Raw genomic sequence first — 23,978 nt, forward strand, 5'->3', positions numbered from 1 at the left:
GAGATCCCGGAGACGTGTCATGAGCATCCTGATCGACGAGAAGACCCCGATCCTCATCCAGGGCATCACCGGGGACAAGGGCAGCTTCCACGCCAAGGAGATGATCGAGTACGGCTCGAACGTCGTCGGCGGCGTCACCCCCGGCAAGGGCGGGCGCAGCCACCTCGGCATTCCTGTCTTCGACACCGTCAAGGAGGCGGTGAGGCAGACGGGCGCCACCACCAGCATCACCTTCGTGGCCCCGCCCTTCGCGGCGGACGCCATCATGGAGGCGGCCGATGCGGGCATCCGGCTGATCTGCTCGATCACCGACGGCATCCCGGCCCAGGACATGATGCGGGTGAAGCGCTACCTGAAGCGCTACCCCAAGGAGCGCCGCTCGATGGTGGTGGGGCCGAACTGCGCCGGCATCATCTCGCCCGGCAAGTCGATGCTCGGCATCATGCCCGGCCACATCTACCTGAAGGGCAATGTCGGGGTGATCTCCCGCTCCGGCACCCTCGGCTACGAGGCGGCCTCGCAGATGAAGGCGGTGGGCCTCGGCATCTCGACCTCGGTCGGGATCGGCGGCGACCCGATCAACGGCTCCTCCTTCCTCGACCACCTCGCCCTGTTCGAGGAGGATCCGGAGACCGACGCGGTGCTGATGATCGGCGAGATCGGCGGCCCGCAGGAGGCCGAGGCCGCGGCCTGGATCAAGGATAACATGTCGAAGCCGGTGGTCGGCTTCGTGGCGGGCCTCACCGCCCCGAAGGGCCGCCGCATGGGCCATGCCGGCGCGATCATCTCGGCGGTCGGCGACAGCGCCGCCGAGAAGGCCGAGATCATGCGCTCCTACGGGCTCACCGTCGCCCCGAGCCCGGGCGAGTTCGGCTCCACCATGGCCAAGGTCATGGAGACCCGCCGCAAGGCGGCCTGAGGAAGTCCGCGCGGCCCGGCCCGCAACCCTCCCGGGTCGCCAGCGACCTTCCCGGGTCGCCAGCGACCTTCCCGGGTCGCCAGCGACCGTCCCGGGTCGCCGCGCGACCTTTCGGGGTCGCCGAGCGACCTTTCGGGGTCGCCGAGCGACCTTTCGGGGCCGCCCCCTCGCCGCAGGCGGGGCGGCCCCGGCCCCCCTGTCCCGAGAGGCCGACGATGACCCTCGCGCTTTCCGTCCCCGCGGGCGCTCCCGATCCTTCGTTCGCGCCCCCCGTGATCACCGGCACCTCGTCCCGCGAGGCGACCGACATCCTGTTCCACTCCCTGCTGGACGTCTGCCGCCGCCACGAGCCGGAACTCGAATCCGTGCTGCACGGCAACGCCAACATCTCGGATTTCTCGCCGGACCTGATGGCCCGCGCGCTCCAGGTCCAGGGCATCTGGTTCCAGCTCATCTCGATCGCCGAGCAGAACACCGCGATGCGCCGCCGCCGCCACGTGGAGCGCACGCGCGGGCGCCACGCCCTGCGCGGCTCCTTCAGCGCGGTCCTGGCCGAGGCGGTGCACAACCGCGTCCCGGCGCGCGAGATCCACGCGCTCCTGAAGGATTTGCGCATCCGCCCGACGCTGACCGCGCACCCGACCGAGGGCAAGCGCGTTACCGTGCTGGAGAAGTTCCGGCGCATCTACCTGCTCCTGCGCGAACTCGAACTCCCCCGCTGGACCGAGCGCGAGCGCACCGGCCTGATGGCCGACCTGCGCGACCAGATCGAGCTCGTCTGGATGACGGGCGAACTCCACCTCGAGAAGCCGACCGTCGAGCAGGAGGTGGCCTGGGGCCTGCACTTCTTCGACGAGACCCTGTTCGAGATGCTGCCCGAGGTGATGGTCTCGCTGGAGGAGAGCCTGCGGGAATACTACCCGGACGAGACGTTCGAGGTACCGGCCTTCTTCCAGTTCGGCTCCTGGATCGGCGGCGACCGCGACGGCAACCCCTTCGTCACGGCCGCGGTCACCCGCTCGACCCTGCGCCGCAACGCGCTCGCCAGCATGCGCCGCTACCGGGACGGGGTGATCCATCTCGGGCGGATGCTCTCGATCAGCGAGCGCTCCCTGCCCGCCCCCGCCTCGTTCAAGACCGAACTCGCCCGCCAGCTCGCGGCGAGCGGGGATGCCCGCGGCATCGCGCGGCGCAATCCCGGCGAACTCTACCGCCAGTACCTGACCTGCATCCTGCGCAAGCTCGAAGCCACGATCGCCCGCAACGAGGGCGACGCGATCACCGGCGCGCCCGACTACTCGGACGCGGACGACCTCATCAACGACCTGCGGGTGCTGGAGGCGGGCCTCACCGACGCCAAGTGCCCGTCCCTGGCCGTCGACCTGGTGCGGCCGGTGCGCCGCATGGTGGAGATCTTCCGCTTCTCGACCGTGCGCCTCGACATCCGCGAGAACACCACCCGCACGACGCGGGCGCTGCAGGCCCTCTGGCGTCAGGGACGCGGCGACGAGGCCGCGCCGCCGGAGGTGGACCAGCCCGCCTGGACGGCGTGGCTCACGGCGGAACTCGCCCGGCCCCTGGAGGGCCAGCGCTCGTTCCAGTCCCTGCCCGAGGAGGCCCGCGAGACGCTGGAGACCTTCCGGCTCGTCGGCGAGATGCGCAAGGAGCTCGACCGCGAGGCCTTCGGCAGCTTCGTCCTGTCGATGACCCACTCGGTGCCCGACATCCTCGGCGTCTACCTCCTCGCCAAGGAGGCGGGGCTGTTCCTCGACGCGGCCGGGATCGAGATCTGCCCGCTGCCGATCGTGCCGCTCTTCGAGACGATCGACGACCTGCGCGCCGCGCCGGCGATCATGCGGGAACTCCTCCAGATCCCCCTGGTGCGCCGCTCGACCCGCTGGCAGGGCGGGGTGCAGGAGGTGATGATCGGCTACTCCGATTCCAACAAGGACGGCGGCTTCGTGTCGTCGAACTGGGAACTGGCCAAGGCCCAGGCCAAGCTGACCGAGGTCGGCAAGCAGGCGGGCGTGCCGATCGCGTTCTTCCACGGCCGCGGCGGCTCGGTGAGCCGCGGCGGCGCCCCGACCGGCCGGGCCATCGCGGCCCAGCCGCCGGGCTCGATCCGGGGGCGCTTCCGCACCACCGAGCAGGGCGAGGTGGTCTCGTTCAAGTACGCCAACCGCGGCACCGCCGCCTACCAGATGGAGCTGCTCGCCTCCTCGGTCTTCGCGCACGCCCTCAACGCGGAGCGCGACCCCTCCTTCGCGCCGCGGCCGGACTTCGACGACGCCATGGAGGCGCTCTCGGGCGCCTCGCGGGCGGCCTACGTCAAGCTGGTCTCGCACCCGGACCTCGTCACCTATTTCGGCGCCGCGAGCCCCCTCGACGAGATCGCGCTGCTCAACATCGGCTCGCGCCCGGCCCGGCGCTTCGGCGCGCGCAGCCTCGCCGACCTGCGGGCGATCCCCTGGGTCTTCGCATGGTCGCAGAACCGGCACGTCATCACCGGCTGGTACGGGGTCGGCAGCGGCCTCATGAGCTTCCTCGACGTGCGCGGCGAGGCCGGCGAGGCGCTGCTGCGCCGGATGTTCGCGGAGTCGCGGCTCTTCCGCCTCGTCCTCGACGAGGTCGAGAAGACGCTGCTCACGGTCGACCTCGACATCGCCCGCGACTTCGCCGGCCTGGTGCCGGACGCGCGGGTGCGCGAGGAGATCTTCTCCATGATCGCCGAGGAGTACCACCTGACGCGGCGCATGGTGGTGCGGGTGAGCGGCGACGCCGAGGTGGCGGAGCGCTTCCCGCAATATCGCGGCCGGCTGACCGAGCGCCTGCCGGTGATCAACCAGGTCAGCCGCGAGCAGGTGGAGCTGCTGCGCCGCTTCCGCGGCGAGACCGACGAGGTGAGGCGGGAGACCTTCAAGTCGGCGCTCCTGCTCTCCATCAACTGCATCGCGGTCGGGTTCGGCGCGACCGGCTGATCGCTCCGTTCCCCCGCCCGTTTCCCCGAAGGAGTACCACCGTATGAGCTTCACCCTGATCCCGCAGGCCAAGGCCCGCCTGCACCGCTCCGAACTCGCGGTGCCGGGCTCGAATCCGACCTTCATGGAGAAGTCGGCGAAGTCGGCGGCGGACGTCATCTTCCTCGATCTCGAGGACGCGGTCGCGCCCGACGACAAGGAGCAGGCCCGCCGCAACATCATCCAGGCCCTCAACGACCTGGATTGGGGCAGCAAGACCATGATGATCCGCATCAACGGTCTCGACACCCACTACATGTACCGGGACGTGGTCGACATCGTGGAGGCCTGCCCGCGCCTCGACATGATCCTGATCCCGAAGGTCGGCGTGCCGGCGGACGTCTACGCGATCGACGTGCTGGTCACCCAGATCGAGCAGGCCAAGAAGCGCGACAAGCGGATCGGCTTCGAGGTGCTGATCGAGACGGCGCTCGGCATGGCCAACGTCGAGGCGATCGCGCAATCCTCGAAGCGCCTGGAGGCGATGTCGTTCGGGGTGGCCGATTACGCGGCCTCGACGCGGGCCCGCTCGACGGTGATCGGCGGCGTCAACCCGGATTACGCGGTGCTGACCGACAAGGACGCCGAGGGCGGCCGCCAGACCCACTGGCAGGACCCGTGGCTGTTCGCCCAGAACCGCATGCTGGTCGCCTGCCGGGCCTACGGGCTGCGCCCGATCGACGGGCCGTTCGGCGATTTCAGCGATCCGGACGGGTTCAAGGCGGCGGCCAAGCGCTGCGCGGTGCTCGGCTTCGAGGGCAAGTGGGCGATCCACCCCTCGCAGATCGAGCTCGCCAACGAGGTCTTCACCCCCACCGAGGCCGAGGTGACCAAGGCCCGCCGCATCCTGCAGGCGATGGAGGAGGCCGCCCGGGCCGGCCGCGGCGCCGTCTCCCTCGACGGCCGCCTCATCGACATCGCGTCGATCCGCATGGCCGAGGCGCTGATCGAGAAGGCGGACGCGATGAAGGGCTGAGGGCGCCGCCGATCCTGGCGCCGCAGCGACCTCCTGGCACCGGCGAACTTGGCGCCGGCGAAGCGGGAGGGCGCCGCGGCGCCCTCCCGCCCCCGTCGTCAATGGCCGCCGCCGCCCGCCCCCGCCCGGGGGCGCCGGATCAGCGGCGTCGCGCAGGCCATGGCCAGGAAGAGCCCGGTCAGCATCAGGAACACGTCCGAGAAGCTCATCAGAAGGCCCTGGATGCGCACGGTGCCCATCATGGCCTTGAGCGCCATGGCGTCCGGATCCCCGGCGAGCCCCGAGAAGCCGCGCGCCATCGCGTCGAGCCGCTCCAGCACCAGCGGGTTCGTCCAGGTGAAGCGCTCGTGCAGGCGCGCGAGGTGGAGGTCCCAGCGGTCGTTCAGCGCCGTGTTGATCAGCGCCAGCCCGACCGCGCCGCCGAGGTTGCGGGTGAGGTTGTAGAGGCCGGAGGCGTTCTTCATCCGGGCTGGCGGCAGCGTGCCGAGGGCGATGTTGTTGATCGGGATCATGCAGAGCATGAGCGAGCAGCCGCGCAGCACCTGCGGCAGCAGCAGCTCCCCGAAATCCCAATCCTTGGTCAGGCCCGTGACCAGGAAGGTGCCCACCGCGAAGCCGGTGAAGCCGAGCGCCATCATGATCCGCGGATCGACCCGGCCGGAGAGCCGTCCGGCGATCGGGGCGGTGACGAACATGCACAGCCCCGAGACGAACATCGTCTCGCCGATCTGCAGGGCGGAGTAGCCCCGCACCCGCCCGAGATAGACCGGGTAGAGGTAGGTGAGCCCGTAGAGCCCGATCCCGAGCACGAAGCTCGCCGCGCAGCCGGCCGCGAAGTTGCGGTCCGAGAAGGCGCGCAGGTCCACGATCGGCTGCTCCGCGCGCAGCGCCCGCCAGAAGAACAGCACCCCCGAGACCGCGCAGACGAGCGCGGCCACGAACACCGGCTCCTCCTGGAACCAGTCGTGCAGCGGGCCCTCCTCCAGCACGTATTCCAGGCAGCCCAGGAAGCCCGCCATGAAGGCGAGCCCGGCCCAGTCGAAGCGGCGCAGGAGCGCGAGGTTCGGCTCGTCGAAATCGACGAGCGCCCAGGTCGAGACGGTGACGCACAGGCCCGGCAGGATGTTGACCAGGAAGAGCCAGTGCCAGTCGAACAGGTCGGTGAGGTAGCCGCCGACCGTCGGGCCGATGGTGGGGGCGAGCGTCGCCACGAGGCCGATCATCGGCGAGACGATGCCCCGCTTCGAGGGCGGGAAGATCGTGAAGGCCGAGGCGAAGACGGTCGGGATCATGCCGCCGCCGATGAAGCCCTGGAGGGCGCGCCACAGGATCATCTCGCCGATCGAGGACGAGGTCGCGCACATCAGGCTCATCAGCGTGAAGCCGCCCGCCGAGATCACGAACATCCAGCGGGTCGAGAGCACCCGCGAGAGCATGCCCGAGAGCGGGATCGAGATCACCTCGGCGATGAGGTAGCTCGTCTGCACCCAGGGGATCTCGTCGGCCGAGGCCGAGAGGCCGGCCTGGATCTCGGCGAGGGAGGCCGAGACGATCTGGATGTCCAGGATCGCCATGAACATCCCGAACACCATGCAGACGAACGCCACCATGCGGCGGCGGTCGAGGGGCGGCTCGGCGGCCGGCGGCGCGGCGGCCGAGGGCCCGGCGGCGATCGGCGCGGCGGCCACGGCCTCACTCCCGGGCGGCATGCCGCTGCGCGGCGGCGTGCGAGACCGCGCGCGGCTCCGGGGCCTCCGCGCCGAGGCCGCGCGTGTCGACCTTCGCCACCACCGAGAGGCCGGGGCGCAGCAGGCCCTCCCGGGCGATCTCGGCCGGCACCTTCACCCGCACCGGCAGGCGCTGGACGATCTTCGTGAAGTTGCCGGTGGCGTTGTCGGGCGGCAGCAGGCTGAAGACGGAGCCGGAGGCCGGCGAGAAGCTCTCGACCGTGCCGAGGATGTCGCGGTCGGGCCAGGCATCGACCCGGATATGAACGGGCTGCCCGACCCGCATGCGGGCGAGCTGCGTCTCCTTGAAGTTCGCGTCGACGCGCACGCTGTCGAGGGGCACCAGGGCGGCGACGCGCGAGCCGGGCTGCACGTAGGCGCCCGCCTCCACGGCCTTGTTGCCGATCACCCCGTCGAAGGGCGCCCGCAGCTCCGTGAAGGAGAGGTCGCGGGCGGCGCGGTCCACCCCGGTCCTGAGCTCGGCCGCGAGGCTCTCGGCCTCGCGGCCCTGCGCCTCCAGCACCGCCACGTTGGCCTTGGCGGCGAGCAGGGCCGCCTCGGCGGCCTTGACGTTGGCGTCCGAGCGGTCGCGATCGGCCTTGGCCTGCTCCAGGCGGGCGCGGGCGGCGAATTCGGACTGGGCGAGCTGCGTCTGGCGCTGGTAATCGGCCGCCGCGCGCACCTGGTCGGCGCGGGCCGCCTCGACCTGCGCCTCGCCCTGCGCCACCTGGGCGCGGGCCGCCTCGACCTGGCGGGCGATGCGCGCGATGGTGCTGCGCTGCGTCGCCAGCTTGTCCTCGGCCGCCCGCAGGGCGAGCCGGTAATCGCCGTCGTCGATGCGCGCGATGACGTCGCCCGCCCGCACCGTCTGCCCGTTCACCACCGGGACGGAAGCGAGGTAGCCCGAGACCTTGGCGGCGAGCGTCGCGATGTCGGCCTGCACGTAGGCGTCGTCGGTCGACACGAGGAAGCGGCCGGTCGTGTACCAGAAATAGCCCTCGCGGCCGCCCGCTCCGAGGGCGGCGAGCAGGGCGAGCGGCAGCAGGACTCGGCGCAGGCGACGCCGCGGCGTTCCCGGCGCGGCGTCCGGCGCAGCCCGGTCGCGCGCCGCTTCACCCTGCACGCCCTGACCCTGCGCGTACTCGTCCCGATAGGCCATTGCCCGATCCCCGACCGTCCCGACGCGGTTGACCGCCGCCGGCGCGCCCCGATATAGATTGACCGAACGGTTCGGTCAACGGCGGCCTGGTCGGGGGGCTCCCAAGGGGCGCGGGCCGAGCTGGCGCCGCGGGTCCCGACGGGGCAGTTTCCCATCCCGGGCGCAACCCTAGATCGACGGGCCGGCTTGACCTGCTTCGCGAAGGACGAAATGGTTCTCGGATGGCCGATGGTCCCACCACCCTCGACGCGGCGGAGAGCGACAAGCGCCGTCAGATCCTCGACGGCGCGCGCGAGGTCTTCCTCGCCTGCGGCTTCGACGGGGCGAGCATGGGCAGCATCGCCAAGGCGGCGGGGGTCTCGAAGGGCACGCTCTACGTCTACTTCGACAGCAAGGAGGCGCTGTTCGAGGCGCTGACCGTCGAGGAGAAGCGCACCCTCGCCGAGAACCTCTTCCGCCTCGACGTCGACGACCCCGACGTGCCGGCGGTGCTGCGGCGGCTCGGCCTGAGCTTCCTCGACGAGATGTGCCGGCCCGACCACGTGGCCTCGATCCGCACGGTGATCGGCGCCTCGGAGAAGTTCCCGCGGCTCGGCCGCGCCTTCTACGAGGCGGGTCCGGTCCAGGGCGCGCAGCGGCTGCGGGCCTATCTCGACCGGCAGGTGGCGGCGGGGCGCCTGCGCCCGACCGACACGGCGCTGGCCGCGCGCCACTTCCTCGACCTCTGCGCGGCGGCGACGATGCGGCGCCTGCTCTTCGCGGTGGGCGATCCGCCGACCCCGGCGGAAGCGGCCTACCTGATCGGCGAGGCGGTGCGGGTGTTCTTCGCGGCCTACGGGCCGGCGCGGTCCTGATCGCCCGGGAGCCCCACGCAGATCACCGTGGCGTCGTCCTCCGCCCGCCCGAACCGGGCCAGCAGCCGGCCGGCGAGGCGCTGCGGGTCGCCGCGCAGGCGCCGCTCGTCCGCGTCGAGTTCGACGGGGGCGAGGCCGTCCGTCCACAGCACCAGCGCGTCCCCCGCCGCGAAGGCGAGATCGAGGGGGCGGAGCTCGCGCGGGCCCGCCCCGACGATGCCGGGCGTGCCGTCGAAGCGCCGGGTCTCTTGCCCGAACAGGCCCGCCCGCACGTTGCCGACCCCCGCGAGGGAGAGCCGCATGGCGGCGGGGTCGATCCGCGCGAGGAGCGCGGCCCCGCCGCGGGTGCGTCGCACCGCCCGGTCGATGGCGGCGAGCCGCGGCGCCGGATCGAGCCCGGCGCAGTCCCGCGCCACGGCCAGGATGGCGCGCGCCGCGAGGTGGGCCTCGGCGCCGTGCCCGAGCCCGTCCGCGAGGCAGACCAGCGTCGCGCTCCCCTCGCCCCACCAGGCCGCCCCGTCGCCGCACAGGCTCTCGCCCGGATAGGTCCGGGACGCGGCGCCGATCCTCATGCCCGACGCACCGCGCAGGCGACGCGGGTCCCGATTCCCGGGGCCGAGCTGATCGCGAAGCGGTCGACGAGCCGGCGCGTCCCGGGCAGGCCGCAGCCGAGGCCGCCGCCGGTCGAGTATCCGTCCTCCAGGGCCCTGCCGAGGTCGGCGATGCCCGGACCGTCATCCTCGGCCGTGATCTCGATCACCGGCTGGTCCGCCTCGCGGCGCACCGCGAGCCGGAGGGTCCCGCCGCGGCGGGCGTGCAGCACCAGGTTGGTCGCCAGTTCCGACACGGCCGTGGCGAGGTCGTGCGCCCGGGCCGTCCCGAAGCCGTGGCGCTCGGCCAGGCGCCGGGCCTCCTGCCACGCCTCCACGGCGTCGATCTCGGCCCGGATCCGGAAGCCGAGGGACTCGATCACCTCGCTCACGGCCGGCGCACCATGCTGGCGCGGACCAGGGTGCCGCCCGGCCGCGTGTCGAAGGAGATCTCGTCCATCAGCCGCTGCACGGCGGGAAGCCCGAGCCCCAGCCCGCCCCCGGTCGAGAAGCCCGGCGTGAGGGCGGCGGCCACGTCGTCGATCCCCGGGCCGTGATCCTCGACCTCGACGGCGACCGTGACGGCGAGGGCGTTGGTTCGGGCGAGGATGCGGCACTCGCCCGCCCCGGCGTAGCGGAGCGCGTTGCGGGCCAGTTCGGAGACCGCGGTGGCGAGCCTCGTCTCGTCGACGGTGCCGAGCCCGACCAGCCGGGCCGCGTCGCGGGCGGCGTGGCGCGCCGCCAGGATATCCTCCTGGATCCGGACGGCGACGCGGACGGCCAGTTCCCCCTCGCGGCCGGCCGCGCCGCCGCGCAGAGGCTGGGCGAAGGCGTCAGGGTGCGGGCGGGTCGTCATTCCGACCTCCGCGGGCGGCCATCGCGCGCCTGACCTTGGCGACGCCGCCTTCCAGGTCGAAGGCCGTCTCCATCCGGATCAGGTTCTGCCCCATCTCCACCAGCGTCAGCGCCACGGCGGGGCGCATCCCGGCCAGCACCGCGACGCCGCCCATGATGCCCACCATCCGGGCGGTCTCCGACAGGATGCGCGCCATGTAGGAATCGACCACGTCCACCGCCGTGATGTCGATGACGAGCCCGTCCGCCTGGCCGTCCCGCAGCCGCGCCAGGGCGTCGATCTGCAGGTCCATCACCTGCTGGTCGGTGAGGTCGGCGGGCAGCGACGTCAGCAGGACGCGGCCGTAGCGCAGGATCGGCACGCGCATCAGAGTCCCGCCTCGGTCGGATTCGGCCGCACCTCCTCGCGCAGGAGCCGGAACGCCTCGGCGAGGCCGGCCCGCAGCGTCCCCCGGGTGATCATGCTGGTGAGGGTCACGTCGAGCTTCACGAGGGTCTGGGCCGCGTCCGGGCTGATGCCCGTGACCACGACCCGGGCGCCGAGCAGGCGCGCCGCCTCGACGGTCCTGGTCAGGTGCAGGGCGACGCGGCTGTCGATGACCGGCACCCCGGTGACGTCGAGGATCGCGATCGAGGCCTCCTCCCGCCCGAGGGCGTCGAGGAGCCTCTCCATGATCTGCCGCGCGCGCTGCGTGTCGATGATCCCCACGAGCGGCATCAGCACGATGCGCTGCCAGATCGGCAGCGCCGGGGTGGCGAGGTCGAGGAGCGCCCGGCTCTGCCGCTCGATCAGCCGCTCCCGCGTCTCCACGAAGGCCGCGAAGGTCACGAGGGCCAGCCGGTCCACGGCGGCGCCGAAGGGAGCGAGGATCTCGGCCGGATGCTCGGGCCCCGCAGCCGCCTCGCGCCGCACCACCTCGGCGGCCGCGTCCTTGAGGGACATCAGCAGGCTCGCCGTCTCCATCGGGGTGAAGCCGTCCCGGGCCCGCGCCGCGCTCATGGCGGTCGCCTGCGCCTCGATCGCCGCGAAGGGCTCGCCGCTCACCCCGCCCTCGCCGGCGAGGAAGGCGTCGGTCAGGGCTCGCAGCAAGGCCGCGAGTTCGACCCGCAGCAGCCCGGGCGAGGTCGTCCGGCCGGGCTTGGTCTCCCCGGGCGCGTCGAGGCGGCGGAGCCACGCCTCGAGCACCTGCTCGTGTTGCGCCGACAGGATCTGTCCGAGTCTGCCCACCGCCACTCCCCCCTAGCCGCGCGCCGGGAATGCGCCGCGGCGCAGGAGCTGCACGTCGCGCCCGCCCGGTTCGGAAACCGGCGCGCGCTCAGCGGCCCGGTCGGGGTGTCGCCGACGAGGAGGCAGGGCCGAGATGTCGTCGCCGATCCACCGGGCGCGGCCGCCGGCCGCAGACGCAACCGAACATGACCTAACGGTAGCATGCACGGCGTGCACGCGCACCCCCGACTGGTTGGCCTAGGCAACCCGCGCCGGAGTCCGCTGGCGAAGCCTGCCCAGGACGACGTCGCTGGGCGGAACCGCCCTGCGCCGCTCCGTCGAAGCAGGAGCGCGCGAGGCCAGTCTGCTTCGGCCCTCACGTCGGTTTCGCCGCCGAACCGGTGGTCCTTTCGGCGACCGGCGCCGGCCGCCGGCGGCGCTCAGCCGTCCTCCCGCAGCGCCTCGGCGACCCGGGCTTCCAGCAGGTCGGGCCGGCGCAGGATCAGGGCGCCGCGGGTGCGGTCCACGAGGCCCTCCTGGGCCATCACGGTGAATTCCCGCGTCACCTGCTCGCGGCGGCAGCCGATCCGGGCGGCGAGCACGTGGTGGTAGGGCGGCGGGGTCACGACCCGCTCGCCGTCCGAGCCCGCCCGCGGCGAGGAGAGCCGCAGCAGCTCCGCGTAGAGCCGGTGGCGCAGGTCGAGGACCGCGTGCTCCATCAGGCGGCCGTTGAGCGAGCGCACCCGCTTGGCGAGGAGGCGCAGCAGGCGGTCCCCGATCGGCGGCGCCGCGAAGACGATCTGGCGGAAGACCGGCGCCGGCACGACGCAGAGTTCGCCGCGCGTCAGCGCCGTGACGTTGGCCGAGCGGCTCACCCCGTCGATCGCCGCGAGTTCCCCGAAGAACTCGCCGCCGCGCATCTCCCCGAGGATCACCTCCTTGCCCGATTGCGTGCGGTTGAGGATGCGCACCTCGCCCGCGGCCAGGAAATACACGTCCGTCGAGGCGTCGTCGAAGTCCACCAGGACCTCGTTCGGCTCGAAGCGTCTCCAGATGCAGCGGGTCTCGTAGGGGGCGAGGTCGACCCCCGCGTCCTTGAAGAACGGAAATACCCCCAGACGACCCATGACGACGCCCCGCAACCCCCGCACCTTGTTGTTCTTGCCACGATGCGGCCGGGCTTGCCAGGGTTGGGGATAACTTTGCGGCGGGCGCCGTCGCGGAGCGGCTCCCGGGCCGGCGCCCGGCTTCCGCCGGCCGCGCGGTCGGGCTATGAGCGCCCGGCTCCCTCGACGACGCGGATGATGCAGGCATGGCGGCTTTTCAGGCGTTCCAGCCCGGGGCCTTCGTCGATTCCGCCCTCAGCCTCCTCGTCGCCTTCCTGCTCGGAACCCTGATCGGGGCGGAGCGGCAGTACCGGCAGCGGACCGCGGGCCTGCGCACCAACGTGCTGGTCGCGGTCGGCGCGGCGGCCTTCGTCGATCTCGGCATGGTGATCATGAAGGAGGGCATGAACGTCCGCGGCCTCAACACGGCGGCGACCCTGTGGGGCTCGGCCGCGGTCGGGGCCTATTCGGGGGCGGATCTTCTCGGCGAGGCCGTGCTGGTCGCCGGCGCGGTGCTCGCCGGCAACACCCTGCTGCGCCCCCTGGTCAACGCGATCAACCGCATCCCGATCGACGAGCGCTCCACCGAGGCGACCTACGAGGTGCGCCTGACGACCGAGGGCGACGCCCTGGGCCGCACCCGCGACCTCCTCACCGAGCGGCTGGAGGGGGCGAACTACCCGGTGAGCGAGGTCACGGTCGAGGAGCCGGCCGAGGGCGAGGTCGAACTCGTCGCGACCCTGGTCAGCACCGCGGTCGATCCGGCGGAGCTCGACGCGGTGGTGGTGAGCCTCGAACGCGCGCCCGGCGTGCGCCACGCCACCTGGACGGCCCGCACGGTGGATTAGAGGAGCATCGCGCTGCTCCGGCGGGCGGTGCCGTCCCGGCTCGGGCGTCTCACGCCTCCCCGGGCCCGCGCCGCGGGGCGCCGCGCGGGCGCAGCCGGTCGAGGAGCCGTCCGTCGATGGCGGCGAGGCCCGCCCCGATCAGCCCCATCCCGGCGATCTGCCGCGCGTCGAGCCGCTCCCCGAGGACGAGCACGCCCAGGCCGATCGCCGAGACCGGGATCAGGAAGGTGACGAGGGCGATGTTGGTCGCCCCGGCCCGCGCCAGGATGCGGAAGAAGATCAGATAGGCGAGCGCGGTCGAGAGGCAGGCGAGGCCGAGCACCGCGCCCCAGGCCCCCGGGCCCGGCGGCGGCAGCGTCCAGGGCCGGTTGAGCGCGAGGGCGAGCGGCCCGAGGAGGAGCGCCGAGCAGGTCACCTGGCCGGCGGCGGTGACGAGCGGCGGCAGGCCCATCCGGCCGAAGCGCCGGCCGTAGACGCCCGCGAGGGCGTAGGACCAGGCCGCGGCGAGCACCGCCCCCTGCGCGAGCGCCGCCGCCCCGAGCCCGCCCAGCACCGCCGGGCCGACCATCACGGCGACGCCCGCGAGGCCGAGCCCGACCCCGGCGAGGCGCCGGCCGGTCATCCGCTCGTCGCGGGTGAGGAAGTGGGCGACGACCACCGTGGTGAGCGGCGTCGTCGCGTTGAGCAGCGCGGCGAGGCCGGAGGCGATCTGCGTCTGCCCCCAGGCGATCAGGCAGAACGGGATCGCGTTGTTGAGGATCCCCATGCCCAGGAAGGCGGCCCAGGTCGCGCGGTCGCGGGGCATGCGCGCGCCGAGGAGCGGCGCGAGGGCGTTGAGGATCAGGGCCGCCAGCGCGAGGCGCAGGGCGACGACGGTGAGCGGGGGCAGCGCGTCGAGGGCGACCCGCACGAAGAAGAACGAGCCGCCCCAGAGCACCGACAGGAGCAGGATCAGGCCCCAGTCGGACAGGCTCATCGGACGGTTCACGGCGGGCGGCATGGCGGGTCCCCTGGCTGGCCTTCGGCGGCCCCCGTGATGGCACCGGGGGATTGCCCGGCGCGTCCCGGATCTTGCGCCGCGACCGGCGCGCCTCACGCCTTCAGGATCGTCGGCCCGGACAGGCCGCGCCGGGCCATGGCGTTGCGCGTGTCGACGACGAGGCGGGCCTCCGCCGCGACCAGCGCGTAATCGACCCCGTCGTGATCGGTGGCGATCAGCACCGCGTCGACCGCGCGCAGCGTCCCGGCATCGAGGGGGGTCGAGCGGCGTCCCGCGAGGGAGGCGTACTCGCGCGTCGGCGGCAGCACCGGCACCAGCGGATCGTGGTAGAGGCAGGTCGCGCCGCGCGCCTCGATCAGCCGCATCAGCCGCAGGGCGGGGCTCTCGCGGGTATCGTCGATGTTGCGCTTGTAGGCGAGGCCGAGCAGCAGGATGCGCGATCCCGAGAAGGGGCGCCCCGTCCGGTCGACCGCCGCCGCGAGGCGCTCGACCACGTGGGCGGGCATGCGGGTGTTGACCTCGCCGGCGAGTTCGATGAAGCGGGCCGGCACCTCGAATTCCCGCGCCTTCCAGGCGAGGTAGAACGGATCGATCGGGATGCAGTGCCCGCCGAGCCCGGGCCCCGGATAGAACGGCATGAACCCGAACGGCTTGGTGGCGGCGGCCTCGATCACCTCCCAGACGTCGATGCCCATCGCGTCGTAGACGAGCTTCAGCTCGTTCACGAGGGCGATGTTGACCGCGCGGAAGATGTTCTCGGTGAGCTTCACGGCCTCCGCGCAGGCCGCGCTCGACACCGGCACGGTGGCGACCGTGAGGGCCCCGTAGAGGGCGGCGGCGAGGCGCCGCGAGGCGGGGTCGTCCGCACCCACTACCTTGGGGATCTGCGCGGTCGAGAAGGCGGCGTTGCCGGGATCCTCCCGCTCGGGCGAGTAGGCGAGGAAGATCTCGGCCCCGACCCGCAACCCGCCGGCCTCCAAGAGCGGCCGCACCACCTCGTCCGTGGTGCCCGGATAGGTGGTCGATTCGAGCACCACGAGCTGACCCGGCCGCAGGGAGGCCGCTACGGCCCGGGCGCTCGCCACGACGAAGCCGAGATCGGGCTCCCGGTGCCGCGTGAGCGGCGTCGGCACGCAGATCAGGATCGCGTCGGGCTCGGCGAGCCGGGCCATGTCGCCGGTCGCCGCGAAGGTGCCGGCGCGCGCCGCCTCGGCCAGCGCATCCCCGGGGATGTGGTGGAACGCCCCCTCCCCGCGGTTGAGCGCGGCGACCCGCTCCGGGTTGGTGTCGAAGCCCAGGACGGAGAAGCCCGCCCGCAGGGCCGCGAGGGCGAGGGGCAGCCCGACATAGCCGAGCCCGACGATGCCGACGAGGGCGTCGCCGCCGCTCAGGCGACGCTCCAGTTCCTCAACGCGCGGCATCATATCCCGTCCCGCCTCACCTCTGCCGCGCCCGCATAGCCCGGCCCGGTGTCGGCCTGTCAACCGGCGGCGCCCTCGCGGGGCGGTGCCGGGCCCGCGCTCACCGCTCCCGGAACCAGGCGGGAAATTCCGTCGCGGCGCTCAGGTCGAGTTCCAGCCTGTTCTCGTCCGGGGGGTCGTTCTCGACGACCGCGCCGACCGTGAAGGCGCCGTAGGCGAAATCGATCGGGAGTTCGGCCGTGCCGTTCCGCGCCGGCACCACGACCTGCTCCCGAGGGAAGGTCGGGTGCAGGTGGAACCGCACCGGACCGGCGAGCGGAGGTCCGGCACCCGGCCTGCTCTCCACGACGAGCGTGAAGGCGGCGAATCCTTCGTCCTGATCCAGCCTGACGTCGCGGACGAGGAGCCGCCGGCGTGCCGTCTCGGCGGTGCCGCCGAACAGGCCCTTGTTCGGATCGACCTCGTCCGCCGGCTCCTTCGCGACGTGGAGCTCGGGCGCCAGGGCGGGCGCGGTCGGCGCGCCCGCCGCGGACGCGAGTCCGCCCGCCCCGATCCGGTCGAGGAGGGCCAGCAGGCCGGAATGGTCCTCCGCGTCTCCCGGCGCGCTCTGGATCCGGTAGAACACGGCCCGCAGGCCGAACTTGTCCCGCATGCGCCTCTCGATCAGCGCCCTCTCGTCCTCGGTCCGGTAGCCGAAGATCCCGAAATGCTGGCTGTCCTCCACACCCAGATTCGCCCGCACGCTGCGCATGATCTGCCCCAGATCGGGATCGCGCATCGAGAAGCCGAGGAACACGACGGGCTGTGTCATGAACACGGCGACGATCCGCCGCTGGAAGACGTCGTTGAGGTAGAGGCGCGCGTAGGACGTCTCGGTCAGCACGATGTCGGCCGGCCGGTCGAAGCGCCCGTGCAGATAGACGATGCAGGGCGGCGCGGAGCGGTCGGACAGGGCGCGGAAGAAGGTGCGGACGTCGGCCGCGTCGCTCCAGTGGATGGGGGTGAACGACCTCCCGGCCCGCCGCATCGCCAGTTCGATGCAGGGATCGTAATTCGTCGTGATGATGTGCCGGAAGCCGAGGCCGGCGATCCGCAGGTGGGGCTCGCTCAGGGCATGCGGCGTCCGCGGCTCCTGGAACTTCCCCGAGATGAATGTCGCAAATTCCTCAGGCGACATTCTGACGTACATCTCCTCCGCTTGCCAGGCGGGGTCATCGATGCTGCGCAGAATGGCAGCGTATTTCGGAGGTATCTTATCGTCTCTCGACAGGATTTCATTCATCATCGTCATCAAGTCCGGCCATGAAGGATAGCCGGAAGCGACGCTGGCGCCTGCTCCAACTAGGGCGAGCAGGCGATTTGCGGCCATCGCCCGCGTGAGGTCGTCGAGACTCTTGCTCTCTTCGAAGAGGGGAAGCTGCATGACGGTGACATCCTTTGAGGACGAGCCGGCACGACTTTATGTAGCATGGAGGTTTTGCGAATTCTACCTGTGATCGCATTTCCGGTGCCGGCAGCCCCGGATTTCGCGCCGGCGCGATCGGCACGGGATGCGGGCGCGGCGGGATCCTCGCCTCCTCTTGCCTCCGCCCGACCCGCCCCCCACAAGACCGGCCATGCTCCGCGTCAACGACCTCACCTACCGGATCGGCGAACGGCTGATCCTCGACCGCGCCGGCTTCGCGATCCCCGACCGCGCGCGGGTCGGCCTCGTCGGCCGCAACGGGGCGGGCAAGACCACCCTGTTCCGCCTGATCCAGGGCGAGATCGCCACCGAGGGCGGCACCGTCTCGCTGCCGAAGGGCACCCGGATCGGCGGCGTGGCCCAGGAGGCTCCCGCCGGTCCCGAGACCCTGCACGAGGTCGTGCTCGCCGCCGACGTCGAGCGCACGCGCCTGCTGCGGGAGGCCGAGACCGCCGACGGCCTGCGCCGGGCCGAGATCGAGACGCGCCTCGTCGACATCGACGCCCACTCGGCCCCGGCCCGGGCGGCCGCGATCCTGCACGGCCTCGGCTTCGACGCGGCGGCGCAGGCCCGCCCCTGCGCGGATTTCTCCGGCGGCTGGCGCATGCGCGTGGCGCTCGCCGCCGTGCTCTTCTCCGAGCCCGACCTGCTCCTCCTCGACGAGCCCACCAACTACCTCGACATCGAGGGGACGCTCTGGCTCTACGATTACCTGGAGCGCTATCCCCGCACCGCGATCATCATCAGCCACGACCGCGACCTGCTCGACACGAGCGTCGACCACATCCTCCACCTCGACCGCGGCCAGCTCACCCTCTACCGGGGCGGCTACACCTCCTTCGCCCGCCAGCTCGCCGAGAAGCGCAGCCTGCAGGCCAAGGCGCGGGCGAAGCAGGAGGCCGAGCGCGCCCATCTCCAGAGCTTCGTCGACCGCTTCAGGGCCAAGGCCACCAAGGCGCGCCAGGCCCAGTCGCGCATGAAGCGGCTCGCCAAGATGGAGCCGATCGCCGCGCTGATCGAGGACGACGTCCCGGTGATCCACCTGCCGAGCCCGCCCCGGCCGCTCTCCCCGCCCCTCGTCGCCATGGAGCGGGTGGCGGCGGGCTACGGCGAGCGCACCGTGCTCTCGGGCCTCACCCTGACGCTCGCGCCCGACGACCGCGTCGCGCTGCTCGGCGCCAACGGCAACGGCAAGTCGACCTTCTGCAAGCTGATCGGCGGGCGGCTCGATCCGCTCTCGGGCGAGGTCCGGCGCTCGACCAAGATCGAGGTGGCGTATTTCGCCCAGCACCAGCTCGACGAGCTGCGCCCGGCCGAGAGCGCCTACGCGCATGTCCGCGACCTGATGCCGGAGGTGCCCGAATCGAAGGTGCGGGCCGCCGCCGCCCGGCTCGGCTTCCCGGGCCAGAAGGCGGACACGCCGGTGGCGCAGCTCTCGGGCGGCGAGAAGGCCCGGCTGCTGATGGGGCTGGCGGCCTTCGCGGGTCCCCACCTGCTGATCCTCGACGAGCCGACCAACCACCTCGACATCGAGAGCCGTCAGGCGCTGGTGGAGGCGATCAACGACTACGAGGGCGCCGTGATCCTGGTGAGCCACGACCGCTTCCTGGTCGAGGCCTGCGCCGACCGGCTCTGGCTGGTGCGGAACGGCAGCGTGAAGCCCTTCGACGGCGACATGGACGATTACCGCCGCCTCGTGCTGGCGGGACCGGAGCCCGAGGCGCCGCGGACCAGCGAATCGGCCGGCGGGGCCAAGGCGGTCGAGCGGCGCAGCAACGCCGAGCGTCGGGCGGCCCTGGCGCCCTTGCGCAAGCGGCTGGAGGCGGTCGAGGCGCGGATGACCAAGCTCTCCGAGGCCATCGCCAAGATCGATGCGGCGCTGGAGGACGGCAGCGCCTTCCGGACCGATCCGGCCAAGGCCGGGGACCTCGCCCGGATGCGGGCCGAGGCCGCCGCCGCCCTCGCCGCCGCCGAGGAGGATTGGCTGGCCCTCAGCGGGGAATTGGAGGCCGCCGAGGGGTGAGCGCGGCGCCCGCGGCCGGGCGGGCGGCTTCCGTCGCGCGACGCCGCCTCGGCGCGACCCGCCCGGCCGCCGCACCATGGCTCGGCCCGGGGAGCGCGGCGGCTCCCGCCCGCGGCCGAACCGTCCGGGGTGGTTCTGGCCGCTGGACCAGGGCCGACGCCGTCGCCTCACGGTCGGCCGCCGCGAGGCGGGAGGCGCGCCGCGGCGGGTGATGGCGGAACAAGGACCCGTAACGCTCGCGAGGGCGGTCCCGCCGGAACCGCCCTCGCGATGCCGCGGCGCGACCGTTCAGTTGCTGGCGAGCTTCGGGATCGGGTCGACCGGGGTCGCGCCCTTGCGGATCTCGAAGTGCAGCTGCGGCGAGGTCACGTTGCCCGAGGCGCCGGACTTCGCGATCACCTGCCCGCGCTTGACCTTGTCGCCCGGGCGCACGTCGATCTCGCCGTTATGCGCGTAGGCCGAGACGTAGCCGTTGGCGTGGCGCACCAGCACGAGCTTGCCGTAGCCCTTCACGTCGCTGCCCGCGTAGGCCACCGTGCCCTCCTCGGCGGCCTTGACCGGCGTGCCCTCGGGCAGCGCGATGTTGATGCCCTCGTTGCCGCTCGATCCGTAGCCCGCGATGACCCGGCCGCGGGCCGGCCAGCGGAAGGCCGAGGCATCCTCGGCCGGGGCCGGGGCAGGAGCCGGGGCCGGCTCGGCCGGCTTCTCGGCCGCCTTGGGCTCGGCCGCCTTGGGCTCGGCCGCCTTGGGCTTGACGGGCTCGGGCTTCGGCTCCGGCTTGGGGATCTCGGCCTTGGCCACCTGCTTGGGCGCCTCCGCGGGCTTCTTCGGCTCCGGCTTGGCCGCGACCTTGGGCTCGGGCTTCGGCTCCGGCTTGGCCGCGACCTTGGGCTCGGGCTTCGGCTCCGGCTTGGCCGCGACCTTGGGCTCGGGCTTCGCGGCGACCTTGGGCTCGGGCTTCGGCTCCGGCTTGGCCGCGACTTTGGGCTCGGGCTTCGGCGCCGGCTTCGCCGCCGCCTTCGTCTCCTTGGCGTCGCGCTTGGCCTCCTGCCGGGACTCCGCCTTCCCCTCGTGCTTCGCCTCCGCCTTCCGCGGCTCCGGCTTGGCCGCCTGCTTCGGCTCGGGCTTCGGCTCGACCTTGGCGGTCCTGACCGGCTCGGCCGGGCGGGCGTTCAGCTTGGCCGCCCGCTCGACAGCCGCGGGCTTCGCCGGCGCCGCGGCGGCCTGGCCCGGCCGCGGATGCGGCTTGGGGGCGGGCGCGGGCTCCTCGCGCAGCTCCGCGACCTTGCGCGGCGGCTCCGCCGGCCGGGCCGCCTGCGCCACCTCGCGCGGCGCGGCCGCAGGCGTCACCCGCGGCGTCACCGCGGCGGAGCCGCCCGCGTGATAGACCGGGATCACGATCTGGCGGCCCGGCGTGACCTCCTTGGCGCTCGACAGGCCGTTCGCCGACAGGATCGCGGCGGCCGGCACCCCGAAGCGCGTCGACATCTGGTTCAGCGTGTCACCCTGGCCGACCGTGACGGTGGTGCCGCCCTGGGCGGTCCAGCCCGCCGCCCCGCCGGTGGCCGGGGCCGCCGCGACGGCCCGCGTGCTCTGCGCGGCGGCCGGCGCGGCCCGGCTCGACAGGGGCAGCGGCCCCGGCTGGGAGGCCGCGCCCTGCGGCGCCGCGAGGGCCTGCGAGCGGATCGGCGCGGTCCGCACCGGCGCAGTCGGCTCCTCCGGCAGGCTGCCGGTCGCGCCCGGCTCCGTGCCGCTCGACGAGAAGGGGTTCGAGAACGGATCCCCGAACCGCATCGTATCGGAACTGCAGGCGGCGGATGCACCTCCGATCAGCCCGATGAGAGCGACGCGCGACAGCGTCCGCATCCCGTAGCCAGCCCCGCGATCCCGCATCGACGCACCCACACATCCACGCAACCCGATAGGCGAGATTCAAATCCCATTCAGGTTAAGCTTCCGTTGCGGGGAGCGCGGCCGGGATGCCCGCGCGGGAGTCGAGCGGTCCCGGGAACCGCCCGCCTGCCGGGGCGCTGCGCCGTGTCCGGCTACAGCACCGCCGCCCGGCCCGCCGTCAGCGGCGCGATCCGCGTCGCCCCGTCGAGCAGGCGGCGGGCGAGCCCTTCCGGGCCGCGCTCGATCACCGCGAGGCGCGGGCCCGCCTCGGTGACGACCGCCCCGACGAGGCGGCCCCCCGGCGCGAGGCGCTGGCCGAGGTGATCCGGGATGGCGGGCAGGACCCCGTTGACCAGGATGCGGTCGAAGGGGGTGACGTCCTTCTCCCGGGCGCAGCCATCCGCGATCCGCAGGCGCACCGCGCCGCCGAGTCCGGCCGCGTCGAGGCGGGCCTGCGCGTCGGAGGCCAGGGTGGCGTAGCGCTCCAGGCTCTCGACCATCGCGCAGCCGAGGCGCAGCAGCAGGGCCGTGGCGTAGCCCGAGCCGGTCCCGATCTCGAGGGCGCGGCTGCCGGGCCGCGGTTCCAGGGCCGTCAGCATGGCGGCGACCACGCTCGGCGCCGTCATGGTCTGGCCGCAGGCCAGCGGCAGGGCGACGTCGCGCCGCGCGAGGTCGCGCAGGGCCTCCGGCGCGAACCGGTCGCGCGGGACCCGCTCCATGGCGCCGAGCACCGCCGCGTCGCGCACGCCCCGCGCCCGCAGGGCGAGCGCGAAGCTCGCCGCCTCGACGGCCCCGCGCCCCTCGGGATCCTCGTCCACCGGCTCAGCCGAGGGCCTGGGCGAAGCGCGTCAGCGTCGGCTCATCCGTGAGGTCGAGGCGCAGCGGCGTCACCGCGATGCGGTTCTCCGCGATGGCCTTGAGGTCGGTGCCGTGGCCGGGCTCGAACCGCGCCTTCGCGAAGGCGAGCCAGAAATAGGGGTTGCCGCGCCCGTCCACGCGCTCGTCGATGGCGAGGAGCTGCTGGTTGCGCATGCCCTGGGCCACGACCGCGATCCCCTCGACCGCCTCCGGCTCGCAATCGGGGAAGTTCACGTTGACGAGGATGCCGGGCTCGATCCCCGCCTCGAGGATGCGCCGGATCGTGCGCGCCCCGTGATGGGAGGCGGTCTGCCACTTCACGTGGGCCCGCCCGCCCGCCCCGTAGGCCTGGCTCAGCGCGATCGAGCGCACGCCCAGGATCGTCCCCTCCATGGCGCCCGCGACCGTGCCCGAATAGGTCACGTCCTCGGCGACGTTCTGGCCGCGGTTGACGCCCGAGAGCACGAGGTCCGGCCCGCGCTCCTTGAGGATGTGGCGCACCCCCATGATCACGCAATCCGACGGGGTGCCCTTCACGGCGAAGCGCGTCTCGGCGACCTTGCGCAGGCGCAGGGGATCGTTGAGCGAGAGCGAGTGCGACACCCCGCTCTGGTCGGTCTCGGGCGCGACGACCCAGACGTCGTCGGACAGCCCCCGGGCGATCTCCTCCAGGACCTTCAGGCCCGGCGCGTGGATGCCGTCGTCGTTGGTGACGAGAATGCGCATCAGGCGTGTGGTCCCTCGATTCGCGTGACGCCCCCCATGTAGGGCGCGAGCGCGGACGGCACCGTGACGCTGCCGTCCGGGTTCTGGTAATTCTCCATCACGGCGATGAGGGCGCGGCCGACCGCCACCCCCGACCCGTTGAGGCTGTGCACGTAGCCGAGGCCGCGATCCTCCCGGCGGCGGAAGCGGGCCTCCATGCGCCGGGCCTGGAAATCGCCGCAGACCGAGCAGGACGAGATCTCCCGGTAGGTCCCCTGCCCCGGCAGCCAGACCTCGATGTCGTAGGTCTTCTGCGAGGCGAAGCCCATGTCGCCGGTGCACAGCGTCATCACCCTGTAGGGCAGGTCGAGCCGGCGCAGCACGGCCTCCGCGCAGGCGAGCATGCGCTCGTGCTCCTCGGCGGATTGCTCGGGCGCCGTGATCGAGACGAGTTCGACCTTGGTGAACTGGTGCTGGCGCAGCATGCCGCGGGTGTCGCGCCCCGCCGCCCCGGCCTCGGCCCGGAAGCAGGGCGTCAGCGCGGTGAAGCGCAGGGGCAGCTCGTCCTCGGACAGGATGCTCTCGCGCACGAGGTTGGTGAGCGGCACCTCGGCGGTGGGGATGAGCCAGCGCCCCGGCGCCCCGGGCTCGACCGCGCCGGGCTGCGCGGCGAACTGGTCGTCGCGGAATTTCGGCAATTGGGCGGTGCCGAACATCGCCTCGTCGCGCACCAGGAGCGGCGGCGCGACCTCGGTGTAGCCGTGCTCGGCGGTGTGCAGGTCGAGCATGAACTGGCCCAGCGCCCGCTCCAGCCGGGCGAGGCGGCCCTTCAGCACGACGAAGCGCGAGCCCGACAGCCGGGCGGCGGCCTCGAAATCCATCAGGCCCGCGGCCTCGCCGAGTTCGAAGTGCTGGCGCCCGCTCTCGGCCCGGCCGCGCCCCTCGAAGCGGCGAAGCTCGACGTTGTCGTGCTCGTCCCTCCCCTCCGGCACCTCGGGCCCGGGGGTGTTCGGGATCGCCGCGAGGCGGGCGTCGAGGGCCCTCGCGGCGGCGTCGGCCGCGGCGTCGAGGCCCGGCGCCTGCTCCTTGAGCCGCGCGACCTCCGCCATCAGCGCCCGGGCCCGCTCCTCGTCCCGCGCCTTCTTGGCCGCGCCGATCTCCTTCGAGAGGGCGTTGCGCCGCTCCTGGGCGACCTGCGCGGCCGAGATCGCCGCCTTGCGGGCATCGTCGAGGGCGACGAGCTCGGCGGCGAGCGGTTCCAGCCCGCGCCGGCGCAGCCCGGCGTCGAAGGCGGCGGGATTGTCGCGGATGACCCGGATGTCGTGCATCGGCAGAACCGTCTCCGACGGCGGGCG

General features: G+C 73.0%; 21 protein-coding genes. 6 read left to right on the forward strand and 15 right to left on the reverse strand.

The genetic code is table 11. The annotated features are described in order from the left end of the window. Positions 1-19: 19 nt before the first annotated feature. From sucD to QA634_RS33115, 3 genes are all read left to right on the forward strand, one after another. Entirely contained in the window at positions 20-919 is a 900-nt protein-coding gene (gene sucD, locus QA634_RS33105) for a succinate--CoA ligase subunit alpha (RefSeq protein WP_012336189.1), read from the forward strand. 215 nt (positions 920-1,134) lie between these two features. After that, complete coding sequence (locus QA634_RS33110) at positions 1,135-3,897, forward strand: phosphoenolpyruvate carboxylase (RefSeq protein ID WP_012336190.1); 2,763 nt, start codon at positions 1,135-1,137, stop codon at positions 3,895-3,897. Positions 3,898-3,940: 43 nt separating this feature from the next. Continuing rightward, positions 3,941-4,912: an HpcH/HpaI aldolase/citrate lyase family protein gene (locus QA634_RS33115; protein WP_012336191.1), complete on the forward strand. Its 972-nt coding sequence runs from the start codon at positions 3,941-3,943 to the stop codon at positions 4,910-4,912. Between the two features lie 98 nt (positions 4,913-5,010). Here QA634_RS33115 and QA634_RS33120 read toward each other — a convergent pair whose 3' ends face one another. Together QA634_RS33120 and QA634_RS33125 are read right to left on the reverse strand one after the other, a co-directional pair. Further along, positions 5,011-6,621, reverse strand: a complete 1,611-nt coding sequence (locus QA634_RS33120) for a DHA2 family efflux MFS transporter permease subunit (RefSeq protein ID WP_415926896.1) — start codon at positions 6,619-6,621, stop codon at positions 5,011-5,013. After that, positions 6,605-7,798: an HlyD family secretion protein gene (locus tag QA634_RS33125; RefSeq protein WP_012336193.1), complete on the reverse strand. Its 1,194-nt coding sequence runs from the start codon at positions 7,796-7,798 to the stop codon at positions 6,605-6,607. Before QA634_RS33125 ends, QA634_RS33120 begins: the two co-directional genes overlap by 17 nt. Positions 7,799-8,019: 221 nt before the next feature. On the opposite strand from QA634_RS33125, the gene QA634_RS33130 reads away from it, so the two are divergent. Beyond that, positions 8,020-8,652, forward strand: a complete 633-nt coding sequence (locus QA634_RS33130; RefSeq protein ID WP_012336194.1) for a TetR/AcrR family transcriptional regulator — start codon at positions 8,020-8,022, stop codon at positions 8,650-8,652. Here the strand turns inward: QA634_RS33130 and QA634_RS33135 are convergent. The 6 genes from QA634_RS33135 to QA634_RS33160 all read right to left on the reverse strand — a co-directional run bounded on the left by QA634_RS33135 (position 8,631) and on the right by QA634_RS33160 (position 12,431). Continuing rightward, a complete protein-coding gene (locus QA634_RS33135; protein WP_012336195.1) occupies positions 8,631-9,224 on the reverse strand; it encodes a SpoIIE family protein phosphatase in 594 nt (197 codons plus the stop codon). The genes QA634_RS33130 and QA634_RS33135 overlap by 22 nt on opposite strands. Then, entirely contained in the window at positions 9,221-9,634 is a 414-nt protein-coding gene (locus QA634_RS33140; RefSeq protein WP_012336196.1) for an ATP-binding protein, read from the reverse strand. Before QA634_RS33140 ends, QA634_RS33135 begins: the two co-directional genes overlap by 4 nt. Next, positions 9,631-10,098: an ATP-binding protein gene (locus QA634_RS33145; RefSeq protein WP_012336197.1), complete on the reverse strand. Its 468-nt coding sequence runs from the start codon at positions 10,096-10,098 to the stop codon at positions 9,631-9,633. The genes QA634_RS33140 and QA634_RS33145 overlap by 4 nt, the downstream gene beginning before the upstream one ends. After that, positions 10,076-10,465 carry an STAS domain-containing protein gene (locus QA634_RS33150; protein WP_012336198.1) on the reverse strand — a complete coding sequence of 130 codons (390 nt, stop codon included), beginning with the start codon at positions 10,463-10,465 and terminating at the stop codon, positions 10,076-10,078. The genes QA634_RS33145 and QA634_RS33150 overlap by 23 nt, the downstream gene beginning before the upstream one ends. Then, on the reverse strand, positions 10,465-11,325 hold the full coding sequence (locus QA634_RS33155; protein ID WP_012336199.1) for an STAS domain-containing protein: 861 nt from the start codon (positions 11,323-11,325) through the stop codon (positions 10,465-10,467). The genes QA634_RS33150 and QA634_RS33155 overlap by 1 nt, the downstream gene beginning before the upstream one ends. Positions 11,326-11,744: 419 nt before the next feature. Then, a complete protein-coding gene (locus tag QA634_RS33160; protein ID WP_018263244.1) occupies positions 11,745-12,431 on the reverse strand; it encodes a Crp/Fnr family transcriptional regulator in 687 nt (228 codons plus the stop codon). A 185-nt stretch (positions 12,432-12,616) separates the two neighbouring features. On the opposite strand from QA634_RS33160, the gene QA634_RS33165 reads away from it, so the two are divergent. Beyond that, entirely contained in the window at positions 12,617-13,258 is a 642-nt protein-coding gene (locus QA634_RS33165) for an MgtC/SapB family protein (RefSeq protein ID WP_012336201.1), read from the forward strand. 49 nt (positions 13,259-13,307) lie between these two features. On the opposite strand, the gene QA634_RS33170 is transcribed toward QA634_RS33165, so the two are convergent. The 3 genes from QA634_RS33170 to QA634_RS33180 form a co-directional block, all read right to left on the reverse strand. After that, positions 13,308-14,258: a DMT family transporter gene (locus QA634_RS33170; RefSeq protein ID WP_012336202.1), complete on the reverse strand. Its 951-nt coding sequence runs from the start codon at positions 14,256-14,258 to the stop codon at positions 13,308-13,310. Between the two features lie 92 nt (positions 14,259-14,350). After that, positions 14,351-15,682: a nucleotide sugar dehydrogenase gene (locus tag QA634_RS33175; RefSeq protein WP_012336203.1), complete on the reverse strand. Its 1,332-nt coding sequence runs from the start codon at positions 15,680-15,682 to the stop codon at positions 14,351-14,353. 97 nt (positions 15,683-15,779) lie between these two features. Beyond that, positions 15,780-16,856, reverse strand: a complete 1,077-nt coding sequence (locus QA634_RS33180) for an SIR2 family NAD-dependent protein deacylase (RefSeq protein WP_012336204.1) — start codon at positions 16,854-16,856, stop codon at positions 15,780-15,782. A gap of 439 nt (positions 16,857-17,295) precedes the next feature. On the opposite strand from QA634_RS33180, the gene QA634_RS33185 reads away from it, so the two are divergent. Further along, positions 17,296-19,167, forward strand: a complete 1,872-nt coding sequence (locus QA634_RS33185) for an ABC-F family ATP-binding cassette domain-containing protein (protein ID WP_012336205.1) — start codon at positions 17,296-17,298, stop codon at positions 19,165-19,167. A 288-nt stretch (positions 19,168-19,455) separates the two neighbouring features. Here QA634_RS33185 and QA634_RS33190 read toward each other — a convergent pair whose 3' ends face one another. The 4 genes from QA634_RS33190 to serS all read right to left on the reverse strand — a co-directional run bounded on the left by QA634_RS33190 (position 19,456) and on the right by serS (position 23,951). Then, positions 19,456-20,961: a peptidoglycan DD-metalloendopeptidase family protein gene (locus tag QA634_RS33190; RefSeq protein ID WP_012336206.1), complete on the reverse strand. Its 1,506-nt coding sequence runs from the start codon at positions 20,959-20,961 to the stop codon at positions 19,456-19,458. A gap of 251 nt (positions 20,962-21,212) precedes the next feature. Beyond that, entirely contained in the window at positions 21,213-21,878 is a 666-nt protein-coding gene (locus tag QA634_RS33195; protein ID WP_012336207.1) for a protein-L-isoaspartate O-methyltransferase family protein, read from the reverse strand. Positions 21,879-21,882: 4 nt separating this feature from the next. Then, entirely contained in the window at positions 21,883-22,644 is a 762-nt protein-coding gene (surE, locus tag QA634_RS33200) for a 5'/3'-nucleotidase SurE (RefSeq protein ID WP_012336208.1), read from the reverse strand. Beyond that, positions 22,644-23,951, reverse strand: coding sequence for a serine--tRNA ligase (serS, locus tag QA634_RS33205; protein ID WP_012336209.1), 1,308 nt, complete (start codon positions 23,949-23,951; stop codon positions 22,644-22,646). The genes surE and serS overlap by 1 nt, the downstream gene beginning before the upstream one ends. Positions 23,952-23,978: the final 27 nt, after the last annotated feature.

The organism is Methylobacterium sp. CB376, from assembly GCF_029714205.1.
Taxonomy (GTDB): domain Bacteria; phylum Pseudomonadota; class Alphaproteobacteria; order Rhizobiales; family Beijerinckiaceae; genus Methylobacterium.

Excerpts from the sequence above, each read along its gene's own strand:
- QA634_RS33185 (WP_012336205.1), top strand. The coding sequence starts at position 17,296 with ATGCTCCGCGTCAACGACCTCACCTACCGGATCGGCGAACGGCTGATC.
- QA634_RS33145 (WP_012336197.1), bottom strand. The coding sequence starts at position 10,098 with ATGACGACCCGCCCGCACCCTGACGCCTTCGCCCAGCCTCTGCGCGGC.
- QA634_RS33180 (WP_012336204.1), bottom strand. The coding sequence starts at position 16,856 with ATGTCGCCTGAGGAATTTGCGACATTCATCTCGGGGAAGTTCCAGGAG.
- QA634_RS33170 (WP_012336202.1), bottom strand. The coding sequence starts at position 14,258 with ATGCCGCCCGCCGTGAACCGTCCGATGAGCCTGTCCGACTGGGGCCTG.
- QA634_RS33160 (WP_018263244.1), bottom strand. The coding sequence starts at position 12,431 with ATGGGTCGTCTGGGGGTATTTCCGTTCTTCAAGGACGCGGGGGTCGAC.
- QA634_RS33175 (WP_012336203.1), bottom strand. The coding sequence starts at position 15,682 with ATGATGCCGCGCGTTGAGGAACTGGAGCGTCGCCTGAGCGGCGGCGAC.
- QA634_RS33150 (WP_012336198.1), bottom strand. The coding sequence starts at position 10,465 with ATGCGCGTGCCGATCCTGCGCTACGGCCGCGTCCTGCTGACGTCGCTG.
- serS (WP_012336209.1), bottom strand. The coding sequence starts at position 23,951 with ATGCACGACATCCGGGTCATCCGCGACAATCCCGCCGCCTTCGACGCC.
- QA634_RS33135 (WP_012336195.1), bottom strand. The coding sequence starts at position 9,224 with ATGAGGATCGGCGCCGCGTCCCGGACCTATCCGGGCGAGAGCCTGTGC.
- QA634_RS33165 (WP_012336201.1), top strand. The coding sequence starts at position 12,617 with ATGGCGGCTTTTCAGGCGTTCCAGCCCGGGGCCTTCGTCGATTCCGCC.
- QA634_RS33115 (WP_012336191.1), top strand. The coding sequence starts at position 3,941 with ATGAGCTTCACCCTGATCCCGCAGGCCAAGGCCCGCCTGCACCGCTCC.
- sucD (WP_012336189.1), top strand. The coding sequence starts at position 20 with ATGAGCATCCTGATCGACGAGAAGACCCCGATCCTCATCCAGGGCATC.
- QA634_RS33110 (WP_012336190.1), top strand. The coding sequence starts at position 1,135 with ATGACCCTCGCGCTTTCCGTCCCCGCGGGCGCTCCCGATCCTTCGTTC.
- QA634_RS33120 (WP_415926896.1), bottom strand. The coding sequence starts at position 6,621 with ATGCCGCCCGGGAGTGAGGCCGTGGCCGCCGCGCCGATCGCCGCCGGG.
- QA634_RS33125 (WP_012336193.1), bottom strand. The coding sequence starts at position 7,798 with ATGGCCTATCGGGACGAGTACGCGCAGGGTCAGGGCGTGCAGGGTGAA.
- QA634_RS33190 (WP_012336206.1), bottom strand. The coding sequence starts at position 20,961 with ATGCGGTTCGGGGATCCGTTCTCGAACCCCTTCTCGTCGAGCGGCACG.
- QA634_RS33130 (WP_012336194.1), top strand. The coding sequence starts at position 8,020 with ATGGCCGATGGTCCCACCACCCTCGACGCGGCGGAGAGCGACAAGCGC.
- surE (WP_012336208.1), bottom strand. The coding sequence starts at position 22,644 with ATGCGCATTCTCGTCACCAACGACGACGGCATCCACGCGCCGGGCCTG.